Below are 15,742 nucleotides of genomic sequence, written 5' to 3' on the forward strand. Positions count from 1 at the left end.
CCGGCTCAATGTCCCGGCTTGGCGGCCTTTACTGCATTTTTTCAACAGTAAATTTTACAAATTAAACCGGAAATATAGCAAAAATAAAGGCGCATTATTATTCAACTTTGTATGAAGAAAAACAATAAAAATTTTTTAAAAAAAATGGAAAACAAAGTATTGCAGTTCAAAACAAATATCAACTGTGCAAGCTGCCTGGCATCGGTAACTCCTTTTCTGGATAAAGCAGAAGGTATTGAAAACTGGGAAGTAGATATCCATAAAAAAGAGAAGATTCTCACCGTAAAAGCAGAAGGTATTACAGAACAGGAAGTAATAGAAACCGTGGAAAAAGCAGGATTCAAAATTGAATCCATAGAAAAATAAAACTAAATTATAGAAGATCGCCACTATTGAGTTTTAAAATTATTTGAAGACAGGTCAAAAATTTCTGTGTTAGTTTGGTTTGGTAGCTGGGAGTTAGGAGATGATTAGGGAAGAAGAATTGTTATCTTTTTTTTTCTTGGATAATTTCACGTTGTGATAATGGTCAGAATGATAGGAACAGGAGTAACATTCAGTCTCCTTCTTCCAGCTTTTTATGTAAAACCGGACCAGATGAAATGAATAGTGGCGATTATTTAATTTAGAATAATGTATAGGACAGGAGTATCCAACGTTCCGTATCGGAAGGTGTTTTATAAATAAAAGAAAGTGTTTTAAATTTGGTATAGTTTAGTGATTCAATAGGGAAACTTCTTATATGAAGTGAATTTAATCATTATTTGAGGGTTTTCATAGATAACCCTCATTTTTTTTATAGTTAAAATCTGAATAATGAAAGCACAAATTACAGAAGATTTCATTGGAATGTTAATGATCCCTGATATCTCAGGGTTTACCGATTTCGTGATCAGTTCAGAAATATCTGTGGGAAAATACATTACAGAACATCTCATCCAATCCATCATAAACAGCAATATCCTCTGTCTCGAAATTTCCGAAATAGAAGGCGATGCTGTACTTTTTTATAAATACCGTCACCTGCCCAATTTTCAGGAAACCCTGATGCAGATCGAACAGACCTACGGCGAATTCTGTAAAGAGCTGTGGAAGCTATCACAACAATTAAACCTTCAAATCCCGCTCTCTTTGAAAACCATTGTACACTATGGAGCATTTACAAGCTACCGAATCGGTAAGTTTGAAAAGCTGTATGGAGCAACCGTAGTGGAAGCACATAAGATGCTGAAAAACCGTGTTGCACAACGTCCACCCTATGCATTATTTTCAGATACTTTTCTGAAAGCCAATTTTGACAGACCCGAAAAAGTGACGGTAGAATATGATAGCTGTGATGACTGTCAATATCTCCCTGGAATAGGGTATATCCATTATCTCTGATTATGATGAACAGTAAATATCACAAATCAAATAAGAAAAATTGTAAACAGGAAGACCAATAATCGGCGGAAATTTGTAAGAGCAGAAATAAGGAGTTTACAGCTCCGGATCTGTATCAATCTAAATGTTCAATCTTTTAAAAATGAAAAAATGAAAAAAATAATGTTAACATTGGGAATTATGCTCTTGGGATTCTCGGCATTTGCACAGAATACAGATAAACTTTTAACCAACTATCTCGATGTAAAAAATGCGCTGGTGAACAGTGACAGTAAAGCAGCTTCTGCAGCCGCAACCGTATTATACCAGTCCATTAAAAACGAAAGCGACTTCAGCCAGAAAACAAGCTTGCTGCAGGCTGCTGAAAAACTTAATAAAGCGGGTAATTTAGAAAAACAAAGAGCCGCACTGGACCAGGTATCCGTCAGTCTCTGGAAATTGGTGGAGAGTGATAAAAAACCGGACCAGACCGTTTACTACCAGTACTGTCCGATGAAAAAAGCTTACTGGCTCAGCAGGGAAAAAGAAATTAAAAACCCTTATTACGGAGCTTCTATGCTTACGTGTGGAAAAGTAACCGCAACTAAACAATAGCTGGGATTATGAAAAATTTTCGGATTGTAATTATTCTTTTCCTGGCCGTTTTTGCTGCTGCCTGTACACAACATAAAACACAGCAAAGTACCGGTAATTCAGGAAGTATGGATCATAGCGCCGGGAAAACAGCCGGAGCAGATTATCAAAAAGGAGATGTAGTGCCACACGATGAAGTATGTATGGTCAACGATGCCTTTATGGGGAAAAAGCAAATTGAAGTAGTTCATAACGGCAGGAAATATTACGGCTGTTGTGAAATGTGTGAAAAAAGAATTCCTAAAGAAGAAGCTGTGCGGATGGCGGTTGATCCTGTCTCCAAAAATCAGGTTGACAAGTCCCGGGCGGTAATTGCCATTACAGGCGATAATGGCGAGGTATCCTATTTTGAAAACGATGCCAGCTATAAAGCTTTCTTTAAACCATAAAAATAATAAAGATGAAATACACAAGTTTATCCAGCCTTGCCCTGGCCGCTCTTATCATTTCTTCCTGTAGCCAGACTCCTGATAAGAATAGTGATAAACCGGCAGCGGATAATGCAGCAGTGCAGGAAACCGGTACGTCCGGGAATAGCAATACCGTTCCTGAAAAATTCTCTATTGATCCTGTTATTAAAGATTATCTCATTTTAAAAAATGCACTCACGGCAGATGATGACAAAGCGGCGGCCGATGCAGGCAAACAGCTCTTTAGCACACTGAACGGTGCAGATATAAAAGCAATTCCCGGAGATAAGCTGAAAGACTACACAGAAATTGTGGATAATGCCAAAGAGAATGCAGAGCATATAGGTGCTAATGCAGGTAAGATAGATCACCAAAGAGAACATCTGGCTTCCTTAAGTAAAGATATGGCTGACCTCATTGAATTATTGGGAACTACACAAAAGCTGTACCAGGACCATTGCCCGATGTATAACGATGGTAAAGGTGCCGTTTGGATCAGCGAAACAAAAGAAATCAGAAATCCATATTACGGAAATAAAATGATGACCTGCGGATCGGTGAAAAAAGAGTATTGATCATGAAAAAAGTGAGGAACAGAACTTTACCCGTTATACTGATTGTTTTTTTAGCATTGCAGTTTTTTCAGCCTGCACTTAATACAGATCATGGAAAAGTTTATCCTGCTGATTTTACCAGGACTTATAAAATACCCGCTGAAGTTGAAACAATACTGAAGACCTCCTGTTACGACTGCCACAGCAACAATACCGACTATCTGTGGTACGATTATGTGCAACCCGCCAGATGGCTGGTAAACAAGCATATCAGGGAAGCTAAAAAGGAATTGAATTTTAATGAATGGGGAAGTTATTCAAACCGGAAACAGGAACGCCTGCTACGTTCAGCAGCAGAACAGGTTGAAACCGGACAAATGCCGCTCCGCTCTTATACTTTACTGCACAAAAATGCAGTACTCACTAAAGAGCAAAGTCAAGTTTTAATAAAGTGGCTGAAAGAGCAACCTTAGATTCCAACAGAAAAAAAACTGAAAATGAACAGATCCATCCATATACTTAAAAGCTTATTACCGGCAGTTTTGATGCTGCTTTTCACACAGTCCCTTTTCGCACAAAAGGTAGTGCGTTACGATCTTGTACTCAAAGATACCATTGTGAATTTTGCAGGCAAAGAAAAAAGAGCCATCGCAGCAAACGGGCAGATTCCAATGCCTACCCTTGAATTTACAGAAGGGGATACTGCCGAAATTGTAGTACATAATCAGTTGAAAGAAGGTACTGCGATCCACTGGCACGGCTTATTCCTGCCCAATAAGGAAGACGGTATTCCTTATTTAACCCAGAAACCTATCAAGCCCGGGACAACATTCACCTATCGTTTTCCCATTATCCAGAACGGGACACACTGGTATCATTCACATGAAGGCCTTCAGGAGCAGATAGGAATGTATGGTAACTTCATTATGCATAAAAGAGCGGATGACAAAACATTCCGTAAAGGGATAGATGATCTGCCTTCCGTACCCATTGTGCTCAGTGAATGGACCAACCTCAACCCTGACAATGTTCACCGTATGCTGCACTCAGCCACCGACTGGTTTGCCATAAGGAAAGGGGCGACTCAAAGCTATGCAGAAGCTATCCGTGGCGGATACTTTAAAACAAAGATCAAAAACGAATGGAAACGTATGCTGGCAATGGACGTGAGTGATGTGTATTATGAGAAAGTACTGATGAACGGTAAAAATATAACAGAACTTAAAAATATTGACGGTAAACCACTCAAAGCAGGCGATAAGGTACGTTTACGTATTGCTAACGGTGGCGCATCTTCCTACTTCTGGCTGCGCTATGCAGGGGGTAAAATGAGTGTAGTAGCCAGTGATGGTAATGATGTAACCCCTGTTGAGGTAGACAGGCTCATCATCGCTGTCTCCGAAACTTATGACGTAGTGGTTACCATTCCTGAAGACGGGAAAGCCTTTGAATTTATAGCCACCACCGAGGACCGTACCCAGTCTTCCAGCTATTTTATAGGAAACGGAGTAAAGCAGTATGCAGGTGCATTGCCCCGGTTGAAATATTTCGAGGGAATGAAGATGATGAACGATATGATGAAGATGAACGGAGACCTGGATGATATGGGCATGAATATGTCTTTACAGCAGATGGATATGAATGTGGTTATGTACCCCGAAATTACCGGTGAAGAAAAGAAAAAAGACAAATCTGCAAAAAACAAAATGCAGGAAATGGACCATAGCCGACACCACATGCCGGACCATGAAAATAAACAGGCTGATGCCGGCAACGGCCACAAAATGAATATGGATGAAGATCCGAACCGTTACAATTCAAACGCGATGAGCAATATCGTAACACTGAATTACAGTATGCTCGAATCTCCCCACAATACAGAACTTCCGAAAAATGCTCCGGTTAAAGAACTGAAGTTTACCCTTACCGGAAATATGAACCGCTACGTATGGAGTATGGATAACCGTATACTGGCCGAAACAGATAAGATTCTCGTCAAAAAAGGCGAAATATTACGGATTACACTTTACAACAATTCGATGATGCGGCATCCGATGCACCTGCACGGTTTCGATTTCAGGATCATTAATGGCAAAGGGGAAAAAGCTCCTTTGAAAAATGTACTGGACATTATGCCGATGGAAAGCGATACCATAGAATTTTTGGCTAATGAGGAAGGAGACTGGTTTTTTCATTGTCACATCCTTTATCACATGATGTCCGGGATGAACAGGGTGTTTGCCGTAGATGATTATCAAAACCCTTATCTGCCCGATAAAGCAAAAGCTTACCGAAAGTTACAGCGGGACCATAATATGCCGCACCTGATGGCCGAAAATGATTTTGCCACCAATGGTAACGACGGATCAGCAATGTTGCAGAACGCAAGATGGAGTCTGGGATCAGAATGGCGTTTGGGCTACAATGATATGCACGGATATGAAGTGGAAACCCATTTGGGAAGATACATCGGTAAGATGCAGTGGCTAATGCCGTTTATAGGTTTCGACTGGCGGTACCGTAAAATGGGGATTGATGAGCACGAGAAAAATATATTCGGGCAGACCAACAAGAAAGATAACAGAGCCGCTGTAAGCTTAGGGGTGATGTACACCCTGCCTATGCTGGTCAACTTTCAGGCTGAAGTCTATCATGATGGAGTTGTACGTTTGCAGCTGATGCGTGAAGATATTCCTCTTGCGAAAAGATTAAGAGGAGGCTTTATGGTAAACTCGGATTTGGAATATATGGTAGATCTGCGCTATATCCTTACCAGAAACCTCGGAATCCGTACCCACTACGACAGTGATATGGGCTTTGGTGTAGGATTATCATTGAACTATTAAAAAGAACTTAAACCAATCAAAATACAAAAAAACCTCTGACTAATCAGAGGTTTTAAAGTGGTTTCTCCAGGAATCGAACCAGGGACACATGGATTTTCAATCCATTGCTCTACCAACTGAGCTAAGAAACCATTATATTGTTGTTTGACTTACTTCGTTGTTTTAAAGTGATGCAAAAGTAATATATTTTATAACACCGTGCAAGGATTTTCTGATGTTTTTTTGTAGAATATTGAGCCGATATACTTAATGGTTACAGTAACAGGCTTTTAAAAATAAAATATTTTTTATGTCTAAGGTTTTCCGGGGAAATTTTGATACACATGGTCCTTGTATTACCTTGCTGAATGTAGGCCCTTGTTTCACCTTAATCACTGTTTCCCTTAAAAAAAACTACGCTTCGACGAATCAACGAAGCTGATTCTATCCTTTGCTCCCTAAACCTTATAGGTTTATCAACATTCGCATTATTAAACCTATAAGGTTTTACAATATCCGGGAAAAGTATAAAACTTTTGAATCTGGTCCACATTTTTCCTCTTCAGATTATCCGGACTTTTTGCTTAGTCCACAACTTTTGCGCCTGATCCGCTTGATCCGAACTTAAACCAATCAAAACACAAAAAAACCTCTGACTAATCAGAGGTTTTCAAGTGGTTTCTCCAGGAATCGAACCAGGGACACATGGATTTTCAATCCATTGCTCTACCAACTGAGCTAAGAAACCATTATATTGTTGTTTGACTTACTTCGTTGTTTTAAAGTGATGCAAAAGTAGGAAGTTTTATCATACAAAGCAAGTATTGATCGTAGTTTTTTTGAATAAAACCAAAAACCTACTGATTCTCAGAAGGATTATTTTCCTGTTCCTTCCTGATCTGGTCGCTCATCTCTTCCAGTACCGGTTTGATGGTACTTTCCGGAAGATCACTGATCCTGATATACATCAGTCCGTCAATGGCATCGTTGAAGTTCGGATCCACATTGAATGCAATTACTTTCGCATTCTGTTTAATGTATTTTTTGATCAGAACAGGAAGCCGGAGTTCCGGTTCCAGGTCATCAATGATTTTATCCAGTTTATTAAGATCAGACTCCATTTCCTCAAAGAAGAGATTCTTATCCCTGTCACGAAGCTTTACTTTATATTCATTTCTCGGAGTGATATACTGGGCTACTGCGGAATCAAAATAATTGGAACGCATAAACTCAATCATCAGAGATTTGGAAAATTCCGAGAATTTATTGGAGATACTTACCCCGCCCATCAGGAACTTATGATCAGAGTTTCTTAAACATACGTGAACAATTCCTCTCCATAAAAGAAAGAGTGGAAGAGGCTTCTGCTGATATTCCTGGCAGATGTAGGCACGGCCCATTTCGATCACCTTTTTAAAGAAAGGATGAATGTCCTGCTCAAACTCAAACAGCGAGCTGGTATAGAAACCTTTGATCCCGAATTTCTTCATCACTTCCCGTCCCAAAGCCATTCTGTAAGCCCCGGCCAGCTTTTCCTCACCGCTGTCCCATAAGAAAAGATGATGATAATGCTTGTCGTACTCATCAAGGTCAAACGGCAGATTACTGCCTTCACCCACTGCACGGAAAGTAAGCTCTCTCTGACGGCCTATTTCCCTCATTACTGAAGGAATTTCTTCATAAGTCGTAAAGTAGATTTCGTAATTTCCGTTGCTGAAAAGCATTTTGTCTGTACCCTTCAGTTTACTGATGTCTTTAAGAATATCCTCTTTCGGAGTTTCGTCTATGATGTTCTGAACAATATTTTCTTCCTTCAGCAAAGGAAATTTTACCGATAAATTCTGAAGATTGATGCTTTGGGCTAATGATTTTCTCTTTTCATAATAAGATTTCATCATATATACCTTACGCTTCAGGAATTCTCCCAGTTCCTCAATCGTTTCCATCTCATCCATGGCCTTTACCGTTATAGGACGTCCTATTCTGATCCTGATCGGTTTCTCCCTGTCATTCATCATTTCAGCGGGAAGCATCAGGGTTTGTAAGTTAGGGTGGAGTTTGGCCACCTGATAAAACAGGCGGCTGTTTTTGGCATGAAAATACATGGGAACTACCGGAACTTTGGCCATCCGGATCAGCTTAAGTGCTGTTTTTTCCCAGTCTTTATCCAGAATTTCCCCGTAAGGATTATTTTTATTGGAAACTTCTCCGGCAGGAAAAATACCTACACAGCCTCCGTTCTGAAGATGTTTCAGGGTTTCGCGCATTCCGGAAGAGCTGCTGTATGCTTCTTTTCTGTTTTCAAAAGGATTTACAGCAATTACATACGGTTCCATAGGTCTGATCTTTTCCAGAAGGAAATTTCCCATCACCTTAAAATCCGGACGTACCTCCGAAAGGATCTTACACATCAGAATTCCGTCAATAGCACCCAGTGGATGATTCGAGACCAGAATAAACGGTCCCGTCTTCGGAATTTTTGCCAGGTCTTCCTCAAAAGCCACATAGCTTAAATTCCGCTCTCTCACAAATGAGTCGAAAAAATCTTTGCCTTCCTTGTCTTTTAGTTTATCGTATAATTTGTTTACTGCATTTATTTTAGCAACGCTCATCACAGCGGATGCTACCGGATTCTTCAGGAACCCGATTTTACTTAAGCCGGAAGCTTTGATAAGATCATCTTTCGAAATTAGACTCATATGTGTTTAGTCGCAATTAAAATTATTGTGTTACCATTTGAAGTGTATTTTTAGAGATCTGCTCCAATAATACGGTTTTTTCATGGTAAAATTTATCAATGTGATCCTTCTTCGCATTTCTTACAGTAAATAAAGATACATTTTTAACTGTTTCGGTTTTAAATATTTTTTGAAGTTCTTCGTTTAAATCATCAATTTGTCCGAATTTATCCTCCAGACACAGAGCAAGAGAAATAGCAGAGTTCTGCATCAGGGATACTTTGATCTTGTATTTGGAAAGATGGCTGAAAATAAGGCTCATATGATCTTCCGCAATAAAGGAAAAGTCCCTGGTAGAGATTTTTAAAAGAACCTGATTTTCTTTCAGAATATAAGATTCCTCCTGCTGGTTCTGATCAGATGCACCCACCTTTGTACCTTCTTTGGTAGGATCTACGAAAGATTTTACATAAAAAGGAATATTTTTCTGCTGTAAAGGCTGAAGGGTTTTCGGGTGAATGACGCTTGCTCCGTAATAAGCCATCTCAATAGCCTCTTCGTAGGATATATGGGAAAGCAGAGATACATCACTGAATTTCCTCGGATCTCCGGTCATCACACCCGGAACATCTTTCCAGATCGTCATTGCTTCAGCATTCAGGCAGTAAGCAAAAATGGCGGCGGAATAGTCAGAGCCTTCACGTCCTAAGGTTACCGTGAAATTATTTTCATCAGAACCAATAAATCCCTGTGTTACATAGCAGATCTCAGGATTTAATGTTGAAATAAATTCCTCTGTTCTGGCCCAGTCCACAGTTCCTTCCCTGTATGAATTGTCAGTTTTGATATAATCTCTCGCATCCAGCCACTGATTGGTAAACTGAATTTCGTTCAGGTATTCACTCACGATCTTGGTAGAAATCATTTCTCCGCAGCTCACCACCTGGTCGTAGACGAAATTGTAGTTGGGAGATTTATTTCTTCTTAAAAAAGAATCGATATCATCAAAAAACAGATTAATCTCTGCAAAAACAGCGTGATTCTGAGGAAACAGACCTTCCGCAATCCCGATGTGTTTTCGTTTTATCTTTTCAATTTCAGTTTGATAGTCATCTTTCTTGAAATAAAGTTCTACAACCTTTTCCAGTTCATTAGTCGTTTTGCCCATAGCTGAAATCACCAGCAGACATTTGGAAAAGCCCTGGCTTTCTAAAACCCTGGACACATTTTTCACACTCTCAGCGTCTTTTACAGACGCGCCACCAAACTTGAAAATTTTCATTAATTTGTTAAAAATAAAATTGTTAGATTAAAAATTACATGAGTTTTTTACGGAGGTCAAAAATATAAATTTACAACGAGATATGAAATAGGCGGCCAGGCTTAGGGAATTAAGATTTTATTAAAATTGAGACCTGGAGAACATTATGAGAATTTTATTGAAATATTATCATTAATCGGGGAGTAATAACCAGTCCGGATTTTTAGCCGTATCGTCTTTTGGATTGTGTATCTGGTTTAAAATCAGCTGTTAAGGTCTTTTATCGGAAAAGCTTTTCTACTATGATAAATTTTACGAAATTTGGAGAAAACATAAAAAGTAAAATATGTCAGATCAATCATTACAGACGTTAGGAGAATTTATTATTGATAAACAGGATGACTTTCAGTATTCAACAGGTGAATTTTCCCGTCTTCTGAGCGCAATAAGATTGGCCTCTAAAATAGTAAACAGGGAAGTAAACAAAGCCGGAATTGTAGACATTACAGGTGCTGCCGGCAACCAGAATATCCAGGGAGAGGAGCAGCAGAAACTTGATGTGATTGCCAATGACATTTTTATCACAGCCCTGTCTCAGAGAGAAGTGGTATGCGGTATTGCCTCTGAGGAAAATGATGACTTTATTGATATTCAGTGCGGTGAAAACGGCCACCTGAGCAAATATGTAGTACTTATTGATCCTCTTGACGGATCTTCCAATATTGATGTAAATGTTTCCGTAGGAACTATTTTTTCCATTTACAGAAGGGTTACTGAACCCGGAACTCCCGTTCAGCTGGAAGACTTCCTGCAGAAAGGAGTGAATCAGATTGCGGCAGGATATGTGATCTACGGTTCCTCCACAATGATCGTTTACACCACCGGAAACGGAGTGAACGGATTTACCCTGGACCCGTCTTTAGGAACCTATTACCTGTCTCACCCCAACCTGAAATTCCCCCAGACAGGGAAGATCTATTCCATTAATGAAGGAAACTACATCAAATTTCCTCAGGGAGTAAAAAACTATCTTAAATACTGTCAGATGGAAGAGGGAGACCGCCCGTACACCTCAAGATATATTGGTTCTCTGGTTGCTGACTTCCACAGAAATATGCTGAAGGGAGGAATCTATATTTATCCGTCATATTCACAGGCTCCAAACGGAAAACTGAGACTCCTGTATGAGTGTAATCCAATGGCATTCCTTGCAGAACAGGCGGGAGGAAAAGCAACGGACGGATTCAGAAGAATTCTCGAAATAGAACCTGCCGAACTTCACCAGAGAATTCCGTTTTTCTGCGGAAGTATTGAAATGGTAGAGAAAGCAGAAGAATTTATGAGAATAGACAGTGTAAAATAAATGAAAGCATCTTATTTCAGATATATGCTGCAGTTTAAACGCCCGGGAGGTACATCCCGCGGCGTTTTGCATGAAAAGGAGACCTTTATTCTCGAAATAGAAGATCAGGAAAGAAAAGGAGTAGGGGAATGTGCCGTCTTCAGAGGACTCAGCTTTGACGACAGACCGGATTATGAAGAAAAGCTGAAATGGCTTTGTGAAAATATCCGGGAGGATAAACTGTATTTACAGGAAGAACTGAAAGAATTTCCTTCCATATGGTTCGGATACGAGCAGGCTGTTCTGAATCTGAAACATGGAGGAAATCTTTATTTTCCAACTGAATTTACCGAAGGTAAAGCAGCTGTTACCATCAACGGGCTGATCTGGATGGGAGATATCAGCTACATGGAAGAGCAGATTCAGGATAAACTGGATAAAGGCTTTCATTGCATTAAGCTGAAGATCGGGGTTAACTGGCCGTCGGAACACCGGATTCTGCAACAGCTCAGAGAAAAATTTTCTGCAGAGCAGCTTGAGCTTAGGGTGGATGCCAACGGAGGATTCAGTAAAGAAGAGGCCGTAACGGTTTTACAGCAACTGGCCGATCTGGAAATTCATTCCATAGAACAGCCTGTAAAAGCAGGAAACTGGGAGGATATGGCCTCGTTATGCGCCGTTACTCCAACTCCGGTTGCCCTGGATGAAGAGCTGATCGGAATTACTGATCCTGTGAAAAAGAAAAAACTGCTGGAAACCATAAAACCTCAGTACATTATTCTGAAACCGGCACTGGTAGGAGGCTTTACAGGATCTGATGAATGGATTAGTCTTGCTGAAGAACTGAATATCGGATGGTGGATCACTTCTGCTCTGGAAAGCAATATCGGCCTGAATGCCATTGCCCAGTATACATTTACAAAAAAAAATCCAATGCCTCAGGGTTTAGGCACCGGATCTCTGTTCACAAATAATTTTGAATCCAGTCTGGACCTCAGAAATGAGTTGCTGTGGTTCAAAATATAATAGGGGAAATTAACTAGCAAAACGGAGGAGGTGCATCCGGGCAGGTGCGTTGGTTGCAGTATTCAGCAGACCATTCCCGGCAGCATCTGTTCCTTCCGTCCCATATGTTGCATCCCATAGGAATAATTCCTCCTTTGATTGTTCTCAATTCTCCTCTGTTGAGTTTTTTCAGATTTTTCATAATGAATATTTTAATGGATTGGAAAGTAAATATCGAAAAGATTTTTCACATAGGCAAGACTTAAACCATTCAAAATAATAAAGTCTTTGGTATTGTTCTAAACCTAACAGGTCTTTGAGACCTGTTAGGTTTTAGCGTGAGGTATAGAAATGTATAGAAGGATATAGCTTCTGAAATACCCAATATGCAAATTAACTCCTGCAATTATTTTGTAGGAATTTTAAATTGGATTTATAATTAAGGTAAAGTAGTTTTAGGATCGGATAATCTTTAATTTATGGATTAGTCATTCTTTTAAATCACATCTTTTACGAAAATTGCTTTCTTAATATATCTCAATAAATAAGAAAAGCGGGTTTTAATTCTTTTCATGATGATTCAATTTGTATTTCTCTGTTTAATGAAAATTTACAATCTCTGTGCCAATTATATAGCTGTTGTGAAATTTAACATATGATTCATTTCATGGTCCTGTTTAATTAATCGTTAAGAAATAATTGTGAAAATATTTTCGTTATTTTTTACTCTGCCATTGATAAGATTCCGGTCAATTCCGTAAAGATTCTGGAAAATATCGTTCTGAACCTGTGAACTGGAGAGGTAGCCCCAGTGATTTCCAATATCAAACTTCAGGCTGCTTTTCAGGTCGTCCTTTACAAAAGTACAGTCGATGACAGAAACAATATCCCTGAATTTTTCAATATCACTTGGTCCGTTTTTCCCCAGTCTCGGGGTAAGAATATTTTTGGTAAACTGTGAAATGCCCAGAATTACATCCTGTCTGTTCAGATAAATGGAAACCCGGTTGGCAAGCAGCGGCAGTTTATTGAATGAATTTTCTGAATCTTCAAAAACTTTATACGACACATCAGCATTCAGAAGCAGAACCTGATCAATCACCCGGAGGATATTTTCTTGTTTAAGGCTGTACAGCATACTTTGAAGAACCCTGTTTCCCATAGAGTGGGTCACCAGGTGGATTCTCTGGTTGCAGGGAACAAGATCCCGGTTGGAAAATATATCCTTTAAAAACTGGGTGTAAAAATAAAAAAGCCTCATCAGGGAAGTTCCTGAATTAATACTGGAAGCCTTATCATCAAAGTAAGTCAGCGGAACAATACTGCCCGAAGCCGGCCAGCTTACAAACAGGATGTGTTCTACGGGAGATTCCGGATCATCAATGAATAGTTTTTTCAGGTCAATAATTGCCTTCAGTTCATCATCAAAATCATAGGCATACCCGTGAATAAAAATCATTACATCACTTCTGTCTTTGGTAGAAGACATATTTTTATACAGTTCATAGAACATTCTTTGGGTTCCTCCCAGATTACCGGCTGTAAGCGTAGATTTTTTAATGCCTTTTTCACTGAGAAGAACATCCAGCACCTCCTGATATCCCTGCTTTTCAGGCTCTGAAAATAACCGGTAGTTCAGGATATTCCGGTTGGTATAGTCTTTTTTCTTCTTTGCGGCGGCAGTAGGCTCTTTATACCCCTCAAAATCACATTTTGCGATCCTGAAATTGGGAATAGAATATTCATCATTGGAAAAAGAATCCACTCTTTCCCCTTTATGACGGATGATCTTCCGGTTGCTTAGGATATAAACTGCCATGGTCAGAAATTTATAAACGGTTTAGTTTTTTATCTAAATTAATGAAAAATACTGAATTAGCATCAATCCGGTCTTAAAATTATCATTTCCGTAAACCCTAAATTTTCCGTAACTTTGTAAAACTTTTTTACATAAAAGTAAAAGCTAATTTTAATGGAAGAAGAAAAAAAATCACTCAATTTTATTGAGCAAATTATTGAAGATGATCTGGCAAACGGTCTTAAAAGAGATCAGATCCGTTTCCGTTTTCCCCCTGAACCGAATGGATATCTGCATGTAGGGCATACAAAAGCCATCTGCATCAACTTTGGTCTGGGCGAAAAATACAATGCTCCCGTAAACCTTCGTTTCGACGATACGAACCCTGAAAAAGAAGAACAGGAATTCGTGGATTCTATTAAAAAAGACGTTGAATGGCTGGGTTTCAAATGGGATAAAGAACTGTATGCATCCGACTACTTCCAGCAGCTTTATGAGTGGGCCGTACAAATGATCAAAGACGGAAAAGCTTATGTAGATGAGCAGCCTTCCGAAGTGATTACCGAGCAAAGAAAAAATCCTGCAGAACCGGGAATTGAATCTCCATACAGAAACCGTCCTGTAGAAGAATCTTTAGATTTATTCGAAAGAATGAAAAACGGAGAATTTGAAAGCGGTTCAATGTCTCTTCGTGCAAAAATCGATATGGTTTCACCTAATATGAATATGCGTGACCCTGTGATGTACAGAATTTTGAATAAGCCTCACCACAGGACAGGTACGGCCTGGAAAATTTATCCGATGTACGACTGGGCTCATGGTGAATCTGATTATATTGAGCAAATTTCGCACTCGCTTTGTTCTTTGGAGTTTGAAAACCACAGACCTTTGTATAACTGGTATTTAGATCAGGTGTACGAAGAAGGAAAGGTTAAAAACAAGCAAAGAGAATTTGCAAGGATGAATGTTTCCTATATGATTACTTCCAAAAGAAAGTTACAAAGATTGGTAGCTGAAGGAGTGGTAACAGGATGGGATGATCCCAGAATGCCTACCATTTCAGGGATGAGAAGAAAAGGATTTACTCCTGTTTCTATCAGAAATTTCATCGAAAAAGTAGGAGTTGCGAAAAGAGAAAACCTGATTGAAATTCAGCTTCTGGACTTCTGTGTGCGTGAAGACCTTAATAAAGTGGCTAAGCGTGTAATGGCTGTCGTAGATCCTGTAAAACTGGTGATTGAAAACTATCCTGAAGGCCGGGAAGAATGGCTGGAAACCGAAAACAATCCCGAGCAGGAGGGAGCAGGAACAAGAGAAGTTCCGTTCTCAAGAGAGCTTTATATTGAAAGAGAAGACTTCAAAGAAGAAGCCAACAATAAATTCTTCAGACTGAAATTAGGCGGAGAAGTACGTCTGAAATCAGCTTACATCATCAAAGCGGAAAGAGTAGAGAAGGATGAAAACGGCGAGATCACAACGATCTATGCTACCTATGATGAGAAGAGCAAATCAGGAAGCGGAACAGAAGAAAGTTTAAGAAAAGTAAAAGGTACACTGCACTGGGTGTCTGCAAAACATGCACTTCCGGTGGATGTAAGGATTTACAACCAACTGTTCACTGTTGAACAGCCGGATGCTGAGAAAGATGTGGATTTCCTTAATTTCATCAATCCTGAATCGGTAATTACAGTGAAAGGATTTGCTGAACCGGGATTAAAAGATGTGGCTGTGGGCGAACCGCTTCAGTTCCAGAGAATAGGATACTTTACCAAAGATCAGGATTCTACGGAGGAAAAGATGGTATTCAACCGTACGGTAACGCTAAAGGATTCTTACAAACCGGAATAATTTTA

General features: G+C 39.5%; 14 protein-coding genes and 2 tRNA genes. 10 read left to right on the top strand and 6 right to left on the bottom strand.

Features of this window, described 5'->3' with window-relative positions; translation table 11 throughout:
* Positions 1-144 precede the first annotated feature (144 nt).
* From AC106S_RS10430 to AC106S_RS10460, 7 genes are all read left to right on the top strand, one after another.
* Entirely contained in the window at positions 145-366 is a 222-nt protein-coding gene (locus AC106S_RS10430) for a heavy-metal-associated domain-containing protein (protein WP_482439009.1), read from the top strand.
* A 450-nt stretch (positions 367-816) separates the two neighbouring features.
* On the top strand, positions 817-1,383 hold the full coding sequence (locus tag AC106S_RS10435; RefSeq protein WP_482439010.1) for a DUF2652 domain-containing protein: 567 nt from the start codon (positions 817-819) through the stop codon (positions 1,381-1,383).
* A 150-nt stretch (positions 1,384-1,533) separates the two neighbouring features.
* Positions 1,534-1,977 (top strand): DUF3347 domain-containing protein, encoded by a 444-nt coding sequence (locus AC106S_RS10440; protein WP_482439011.1) that lies wholly within the window; start codon positions 1,534-1,536, stop codon positions 1,975-1,977.
* Positions 1,978-1,985: 8 nt separating this feature from the next.
* Positions 1,986-2,405, top strand: a complete 420-nt coding sequence (locus tag AC106S_RS10445; protein ID WP_482439012.1) for a hypothetical protein — start codon at positions 1,986-1,988, stop codon at positions 2,403-2,405.
* A gap of 11 nt (positions 2,406-2,416) precedes the next feature.
* Complete coding sequence (locus AC106S_RS10450; protein ID WP_482439013.1) at positions 2,417-3,001, top strand: DUF3347 domain-containing protein; 585 nt, start codon at positions 2,417-2,419, stop codon at positions 2,999-3,001.
* A 2-nt stretch (positions 3,002-3,003) separates the two neighbouring features.
* Positions 3,004-3,453 carry a heme-binding domain-containing protein gene (locus AC106S_RS10455; RefSeq protein WP_482439014.1) on the top strand — a complete coding sequence of 150 codons (450 nt, stop codon included), beginning with the start codon at positions 3,004-3,006 and terminating at the stop codon, positions 3,451-3,453.
* Between the two features lie 24 nt (positions 3,454-3,477).
* A complete protein-coding gene (locus AC106S_RS10460) occupies positions 3,478-5,826 on the top strand; it encodes a multicopper oxidase domain-containing protein (protein WP_482439015.1) in 2,349 nt (782 codons plus the stop codon).
* A gap of 58 nt (positions 5,827-5,884) precedes the next feature.
* Here the strand turns inward: AC106S_RS10460 and AC106S_RS10465 are convergent.
* From AC106S_RS10465 to AC106S_RS10480, 4 genes are all read right to left on the bottom strand, one after another.
* Positions 5,885-5,957, bottom strand: a tRNA-Phe gene (locus AC106S_RS10465).
* 523 nt (positions 5,958-6,480) lie between these two features.
* Positions 6,481-6,553 (bottom strand) — tRNA-Phe (locus tag AC106S_RS10470).
* Positions 6,554-6,662: 109 nt separating this feature from the next.
* Positions 6,663-8,504, bottom strand: coding sequence for a lysophospholipid acyltransferase family protein (locus AC106S_RS10475; RefSeq protein WP_482439016.1), 1,842 nt, complete (start codon positions 8,502-8,504; stop codon positions 6,663-6,665).
* 22 nt (positions 8,505-8,526) lie between these two features.
* Entirely contained in the window at positions 8,527-9,765 is a 1,239-nt protein-coding gene (locus tag AC106S_RS10480; protein WP_482439017.1) for an aspartate kinase, read from the bottom strand.
* A gap of 325 nt (positions 9,766-10,090) precedes the next feature.
* Between AC106S_RS10480 and fbp the strand changes: the two genes are divergently transcribed.
* Positions 10,091-11,107, top strand: coding sequence for a class 1 fructose-bisphosphatase (fbp, locus tag AC106S_RS10485; protein ID WP_482439018.1), 1,017 nt, complete (start codon positions 10,091-10,093; stop codon positions 11,105-11,107).
* On the top strand, positions 11,108-12,112 hold the full coding sequence (gene menC / locus AC106S_RS10490) for an o-succinylbenzoate synthase (protein ID WP_482439019.1): 1,005 nt from the start codon (positions 11,108-11,110) through the stop codon (positions 12,110-12,112).
* Positions 12,113-12,125: 13 nt separating this feature from the next.
* Here the strand turns inward: menC and AC106S_RS10495 are convergent, their stop codons facing one another.
* The gene (locus tag AC106S_RS10495) at positions 12,126-12,293 is read right to left on the bottom strand and encodes a bacteriocin-like protein (protein ID WP_482439020.1); all 168 of its coding nucleotides are present in this window, start codon (positions 12,291-12,293) and stop codon (positions 12,126-12,128) included.
* Between the two features lie 486 nt (positions 12,294-12,779).
* A complete protein-coding gene (locus tag AC106S_RS10500; protein ID WP_482439021.1) occupies positions 12,780-13,910 on the bottom strand; it encodes an alpha/beta hydrolase in 1,131 nt (376 codons plus the stop codon).
* Positions 13,911-14,063: 153 nt separating this feature from the next.
* On the opposite strand from AC106S_RS10500, the gene AC106S_RS10505 reads away from it, so the two are divergent.
* Positions 14,064-15,737: a glutamine--tRNA ligase/YqeY domain fusion protein gene (locus AC106S_RS10505; protein WP_482439022.1), complete on the top strand. Its 1,674-nt coding sequence runs from the start codon at positions 14,064-14,066 to the stop codon at positions 15,735-15,737.
* Positions 15,738-15,742 lie beyond the last annotated feature (5 nt).

It is taken from the genome of Chryseobacterium sp. FR054 (assembly GCF_056844565.1).

Coding starts and splice junctions, on each gene's coding strand:
- AC106S_RS10450 (WP_482439013.1), top strand. CDS start 2,417: ATGAAATACACAAGTTTATCCAGCCTTGCCCTGGCCGCTCTTATCATT.
- AC106S_RS10455 (WP_482439014.1), top strand. CDS start 3,004: ATGAAAAAAGTGAGGAACAGAACTTTACCCGTTATACTGATTGTTTTT.
- AC106S_RS10445 (WP_482439012.1), top strand. CDS start 1,986: ATGAAAAATTTTCGGATTGTAATTATTCTTTTCCTGGCCGTTTTTGCT.
- AC106S_RS10495 (WP_482439020.1), bottom strand. CDS start 12,293: ATGAAAAATCTGAAAAAACTCAACAGAGGAGAATTGAGAACAATCAAA.
- AC106S_RS10500 (WP_482439021.1), bottom strand. CDS start 13,910: ATGGCAGTTTATATCCTAAGCAACCGGAAGATCATCCGTCATAAAGGG.
- menC (WP_482439019.1), top strand. CDS start 11,108: ATGAAAGCATCTTATTTCAGATATATGCTGCAGTTTAAACGCCCGGGA.
- AC106S_RS10430 (WP_482439009.1), top strand. CDS start 145: ATGGAAAACAAAGTATTGCAGTTCAAAACAAATATCAACTGTGCAAGC.
- AC106S_RS10480 (WP_482439017.1), bottom strand. CDS start 9,765: ATGAAAATTTTCAAGTTTGGTGGCGCGTCTGTAAAAGACGCTGAGAGT.
- AC106S_RS10435 (WP_482439010.1), top strand. CDS start 817: ATGAAAGCACAAATTACAGAAGATTTCATTGGAATGTTAATGATCCCT.
- fbp (WP_482439018.1), top strand. CDS start 10,091: ATGTCAGATCAATCATTACAGACGTTAGGAGAATTTATTATTGATAAA.
- AC106S_RS10460 (WP_482439015.1), top strand. CDS start 3,478: ATGAACAGATCCATCCATATACTTAAAAGCTTATTACCGGCAGTTTTG.
- AC106S_RS10475 (WP_482439016.1), bottom strand. CDS start 8,504: ATGAGTCTAATTTCGAAAGATGATCTTATCAAAGCTTCCGGCTTAAGT.
- AC106S_RS10440 (WP_482439011.1), top strand. CDS start 1,534: ATGAAAAAAATAATGTTAACATTGGGAATTATGCTCTTGGGATTCTCG.
- AC106S_RS10505 (WP_482439022.1), top strand. CDS start 14,064: ATGGAAGAAGAAAAAAAATCACTCAATTTTATTGAGCAAATTATTGAA.